At 64.9% G+C, this 5012-nt stretch carries 7 protein-coding genes; all 7 read right to left on the bottom strand.

The annotated features are described in order from the left end of the window. On the bottom strand, positions 1-586 hold a 586-nt coding region (gene phnL / locus AC1DX0_RS31045; RefSeq protein ID WP_477358262.1), incomplete at its 3' end, for a phosphonate C-P lyase system protein PhnL. Between the two features lie 2 nt (positions 587-588). Continuing rightward, positions 589-1365 carry a phosphonate C-P lyase system protein PhnK gene (phnK, locus tag AC1DX0_RS31040; protein ID WP_140764583.1) on the bottom strand — a complete coding sequence of 259 codons (777 nt, stop codon included), beginning with the start codon at positions 1363-1365 and terminating at the stop codon, positions 589-591. After that, positions 1362-2279, bottom strand: coding sequence for an alpha-D-ribose 1-methylphosphonate 5-phosphate C-P-lyase PhnJ (locus AC1DX0_RS31035; protein WP_477220220.1), 918 nt, complete (start codon positions 2277-2279; stop codon positions 1362-1364). The genes phnK and AC1DX0_RS31035 overlap by 4 nt, the downstream gene beginning before the upstream one ends. A 274-nt stretch (positions 2280-2553) precedes the next feature. Continuing rightward, complete coding sequence (fosX, locus tag AC1DX0_RS31030; RefSeq protein WP_477358260.1) at positions 2554-2973, bottom strand: FosX/FosE/FosI family fosfomycin resistance hydrolase; 420 nt, start codon at positions 2971-2973, stop codon at positions 2554-2556. After that, positions 2970-4082 carry a carbon-phosphorus lyase complex subunit gene (locus AC1DX0_RS31025; RefSeq protein WP_477358258.1) on the bottom strand — a complete coding sequence of 371 codons (1113 nt, stop codon included), beginning with the start codon at positions 4080-4082 and terminating at the stop codon, positions 2970-2972. The genes fosX and AC1DX0_RS31025 overlap by 4 nt, the downstream gene beginning before the upstream one ends. 1 nt (position 4083) lies before the next feature. After that, on the bottom strand, positions 4084-4695 hold the full coding sequence (phnH, locus tag AC1DX0_RS31020; protein ID WP_477358256.1) for a phosphonate C-P lyase system protein PhnH: 612 nt from the start codon (positions 4693-4695) through the stop codon (positions 4084-4086). Beyond that, positions 4695-5012: phosphonate C-P lyase system protein PhnG (gene phnG, locus AC1DX0_RS31015; protein WP_477358254.1), on the bottom strand; the 318-nt coding region annotated here is incomplete at its 5' end. The genes phnH and phnG, both read right to left, overlap by 1 nt.

Here is a 5012-nt window from a genome sequence, read left to right as displayed (position 1 = left end):
CGATGAGTTCGATCACCACGTCGCGGTTSSTGGCGTCGAGSGAGGCGGTCGGCTCGTCGAGCAGSAGGATCGGRTGYTCGGTGATGAAGCCGCGCGCGATGTTGACRCGCTGCTGCTCGCCGCCRGARAASGTYGCCGGCGGCAGSGCCCAGAGTTTTTCMGGCAAATTGAGCTGCGCCAGCAAGGCGCGTGCTTTGCCACGGGCAATTTCGCGCCCTTCGCCGCGCTCGACCAGCGGCTCGGCGACGACATCGAGCGCCGAGACGCGCGGTACGGTGCGCAGGAACTGGCTGACATAGCCGATCGTTTGCCGGCGTACGGCAAGCACGGTGCGCGGGCTGGCATGCGCAAGATCGATCAGTCCGTCCTCATGCTTGACGATGATCTGGCCCTCGTCGACGGCATAGTTGCCGTAGAGCATCTTCAGGATCGAACTCTTGCCGGCACCGGACGGGCCGCCAAGCACGGTGCATTCACCGGCCTTGATCGAGAACGAGACACCGGAAACGACAGGCAGTTTGATGCCATCACGCAGATGCATGATGAAGCTCTTGGCGACGTCGGAAACAACGAGAGGCGTCGGCATGGTCAGACCTGCAGAATCGAGGAAACGAGCAACTGTGTGTAGGGCGCGCGCGGGTCGTCGAGCACGCGGTCGGTGAGGCCGCTTTCGACAACGCGGCCGTCCTTCATCACCATCATCCGCTGCGACAGCAGACGCGCCACCGCAAGGTCGTGGGTGACGACGATCGCCGCGAGGCCAAGATCGGTGACCAGCCCGCGCAGGAGGTCGAGCAGGCGCGCCTGCACTGACACGTCGAGGCCGCCCGTCGGCTCGTCCATGAACACCAGCCGTGGGCCGGTGACGAGGTTGCGGGCGATCTGCAGGCGCTGGCGCATGCCACCGGAAAAGGCGCGCGGCTCGTCGTCGATCCGGTCTTCCTCGATCTCGACGCGCGACAGCCAGTCGACCGCCGTGGCGCGGATCCTGCCGTAATGACGGTCGCCGACCGCCATCAGCCGTTCGCCGACATTGGCGCCGGCAGACACCGTCATGCGCAGGCCGTCGGCCGGGTTCTGATGGACAAAACCCCAGTCGGTGCGCATCAGGAAGCGGCGCTCGGCCTCGCTCATGCGGTAGAGTTCGCGGAACTGGCCGTCGCGCATTCGGTAGCTGGCGGTGCCTGAGGAAGGTAAGAGCCGCGTCGACAGGCAGTTGAGCAGCGTCGTCTTGCCGGAGCCGGATTCGCCGACGACAGCCAGGACTTCGCCCGGCCACAGATCGAAGGAGACGTTGTCGCAGCCGACGCGCGAGCCGTAGAATTTGGACAGCGCCGAGACGCGCAGCAACGGTTCGTCGGTCATTGTGCCGGCTCCATTTTTTCCGTGACAGAATGGGTTTCCGGGGCAGGATGGGCTTCGGGGGCAAGATGGCCGCGATGGCCGTCCGCCCGCCGCTTCTCGCAATGGTCGGTGTCGGAGCAGACGAACATGTGGCCGCCATGGTCGTCGAGGATGACCTCGTCGAGATAGACATTCTCCGCCGCGCACAGCGCGCAAGGCTGGTCGAAAGTCTGCACCTCGAATGGATGGTCCTCGAAGTCGAGGCTGACGACTTCGGTAAAGGGCGGCACCGCGTAGATGCGCTTTTCGCGGCCGGCACCGAACAGTTGCAAGGCCGGCGAGCGGTGCATCTTGGGATTGTCGAATTTCGGTGTCGGCGAGGGGTCCATCACATAACGGCCCTCGACCTTCACCGGATAGGCATAGGTGGTGGCGATGCGGCCGTGCTTGGCGATGTCCTCATAGAGCTTCACATGCATGAGGCCGTATTCCTCCAGCGCATGCATTTTCCGCGTTTCGGTCTCGCGCGGCTCGAGGAAGCGCAAGGGCTCGGGAATCGGCACCTGGTAGACCAGCACCTGGCCCGCGGTGAGCGGATGTTCGGGGATGCGGTGGCGGGTCTGGATGATGGTGGCGCTGGCGGTATCGGTGGTGACAGCGACATTGGTGACCTTCTTGAAGAAGGCGCGGATCGAGACCGCATTGGTGGTGTCGTCGGCGCCCTGGTCGATGACCTTCAGCACATCGTCCGGGCCGATGATCGAGGCGGTCACCTGGACGCCGCCGGTGCCCCAGCCATAGGGCATCGGCATTTCGCGCGAGGCGAAGGGCACCTGGTAGCCGGGGATGGCGATGCCCTTGAGGATCGCCCGGCGGATCATCCTTTTGGTCTGTTCGTCGAGATAGGCGAAGTTGTAGGTGGCGATGTCGGTCATGGCGATCACATCCACATTGTGCTATTGAATTGGCGTCCAGGACGCGGAAACAAAGGCGAATTCAGATGAACTCGACCGGATGGATGCATCTCGGAATTCTGTTGGTGGTGTTCGCCGGCGTCGTTCTCTTTTTCCTTCGGCGCATGATCCTTCCCGCGCCAAAAGAGGGCTCTCACGGTGAGTCCATAGGCGTCAGCAATGGTGGCTACTCCGGGTATGATAGCTATGGCGGTCATTCCCACGACGGTGGCGGCCATGGGGGCGGGCACTGAATTCATTGCACCGCCTCCAATCCCCTGACGTAGCGCGCCAGCCGCTCGGTGAGCGTGYCGGTGTGCAATTCGAACATGTGGTTGTCATCGTCGTAGAAATAGATCGAGCGGCCTTCGCCCTCGACGCGCGGACGCGGCGGGCGCATGTCGAGGCCTAGCTTGGCCACGCGCTCGGCGTAGCGGTCGAAATCGGCGTCATCGATCTTGAAGGCGATGTGGTTGTAGCTGCGCTCCGGTAGCGCCTCGCCTTCCATGATGGCGATCCAGATGTCGCCGATCAGGAAGAATTTTTCGCGCGACAGTGAGAACTGCTTGGTGTCGCTGGCGTAGATTTCTCGCGCGTCGAAAACTCCGGTCAGGATCTCGCTCATCCGGTCGAGATCGCGGACGATGAAGGTCATGTGGGACAGGCCTTCGATCATTCCGCGGCCTCCCGCTTCTCTTCGACCTTCGCGGGGTTTTCGCGGSCKTCGTRCTCGGCGCGCATRCGGCGYACGAGGTCGAGTTCGGCCTGGAAGTCGACATAGTGCGGCAGCTTCAGATGCTCGACGAAGCCCGTCGCCTGGACGTTGTCGGAATGCGAGATGACGAATTCTTCGTCCTGGGCGGCGGCGACAATGTCTTCGCCGAGTTCGGAGGCGCGCAGCGCGCGGTCGCACAGCGCCATGGCCATCGCCTTGCGCTCGCTYTGRCCGAAGACSAGGCCRTAGCCGCGGGTGAAYTGCGGCGGCGCCTTGGCCGAGCCYTTGAACTGGTTGACCATCTGGCATTCGGTGACCCGCACCGTACCAAGGGGTGCTGCGAAAGGCAGTTCGGGAACGTCGAGTTCCAGTTCGACCTCGCCGATGCGGATTTCGCCGACAAAGGGATGGTTGCGGGCATAGCCGCGCTGGGTGGAATAGCCGAGCGCCAGCAGGAAACCCTCGTCGCCACGTGACAGCGCCTGCAGGCGGATGTCGCGCGCCATCGGGAATTCCAGCGGCTCGCGGGTGATGTCACCGGGGACATGGTCCTGCGGCATCTCACCGTCCGGCTCGATCAGGCCCTCGCGGGCAAGGATCGCCGAGACGCGCGGCATGGCCTGCGCTTCGGTCTCGCGCTGCAACGGTTCGGCGACATCGGCGCCGGCGGCAAGTTCGGGATCGAGCAGCCGGTGGGTGTAGTCGAAGGTCGGGCCGAGCAGCTGACCACCGGGCAGGTCCTTGTAGGTYGCCGACACGCGCCGCTCGACCMGCATGGTGCCGGTGTCGATTGGCTTGCTGTAGCCGAAGCGCGGCAGCGTGGTGCGGTAAGCGCGCACCAGGAAGATCGCCTCGATCATGTCGCCGCGCGCCTGGACGATGGCGAGTGCGGCGAGTTCGCGGTCATAGAGCGAGCCTTCGCTCATCACCCGGTCGACGCCGAGCGCCAGCTGCTCGACGATCTGGTCGAGGCGCAGCGCCGGCACCGAACGGTCGCCGCGCCGGCGGTCGGCGAGCAGGCTGTGGGCGTTGGCGATTGCGGCTTCGCCGCCTTTTACCGCGACATACATATTACGCCTCCATCGTCTTGATGCGCGTCGTGCGCGGCAGGCAGGCTATGCCGTCAGCGGTGGCGAGGATGATGTCGACGCCGCGTGGAAAGCGCTTGGTATTCTGCTTCCACTGCTCGATGAAATGACGCGGCATCTGCGCCGGCGCGATCGTGGCGGTGGTTTCGATGCCGGGACCTTCAAGCAACRGCGGAGCGCCTGAGGTGAGGTCGCTGACATGCAGGATCAGGGTGGTCGAGCGGTCGGGATAATCCTGCGTGCCCTGTGAAAAGCCGTCGAGCGACATCATCTCGGCCGGCGTGGCGACAAAGGCGAAATGCGCGTCGGCCGGCGTGTTGGCCAGCGGTGCGCCGGTGTGGAAGCCAAGCCAGGAGCCGATCGCGGCGGAGGCGTGCAGGGCCGGGTCGAGCCAGAGCGGCGTGTCGTTGTCGCAGAGCGCCAGGGCCACGGCGCCGGCGGTTSCCGWSAGCGGCGCCGGCGGGCGGGCMAARGCCGRCARRGGYTGCACGSTGCCCGGCCGCGCCATCGCGTCCATSACGGCGCGGAAMACGGTCTGGGCGTTGAASACCGGATCGGCGAARCCGCCSTCGATCGATTGSGYMGCRATATCCATCAGTCTTCTCCGCGMACCATGGTGAAGAAATCCACCTTCGTTGCCGCCGTCTCGGCGCGGCGTTTTTCCTGGGCAGTCGTTAGCGCCGACCTCAAAGGTGCGATCAGCCTGGTCTCGACCTCGGCGCGGCGGGCAGGGTCCTGCCACAGCGCGTCGGCTATCGCCGCCAGCTTGGCCTTCTGCTTGTCACGGCCGAGTGCGTAGCAATGGCCGACCTGTCCGGACGGCAGCCGGACAGTGGCGCGGGTGACGGTCGCCTCGCCGATATTGAACGGCGCGCCGCCGCCGCCGATGCGACCGCGCAGCGTCACCAGACC

It is taken from the genome of Mesorhizobium sp. P3_A9 (genome assembly GCF_056402975.1).
Note: the sequence above shows the minus strand (reverse complement) of the source record. Positions and strands in the feature narration are given on the sequence as shown.

What these genes read in the sequence shown, in the direction of transcription:
- AC1DX0_RS31035 (WP_477220220.1), bottom strand. Translation starts at nt 2,279, where the DNA reads ATGACCGACATCGCCACCTACAACTTCGCCTATCTCGACGAACAGACC.
- phnK (WP_140764583.1), bottom strand. Translation starts at nt 1,365, where the DNA reads ATGACCGACGAACCGTTGCTGCGCGTCTCGGCGCTGTCCAAATTCTAC.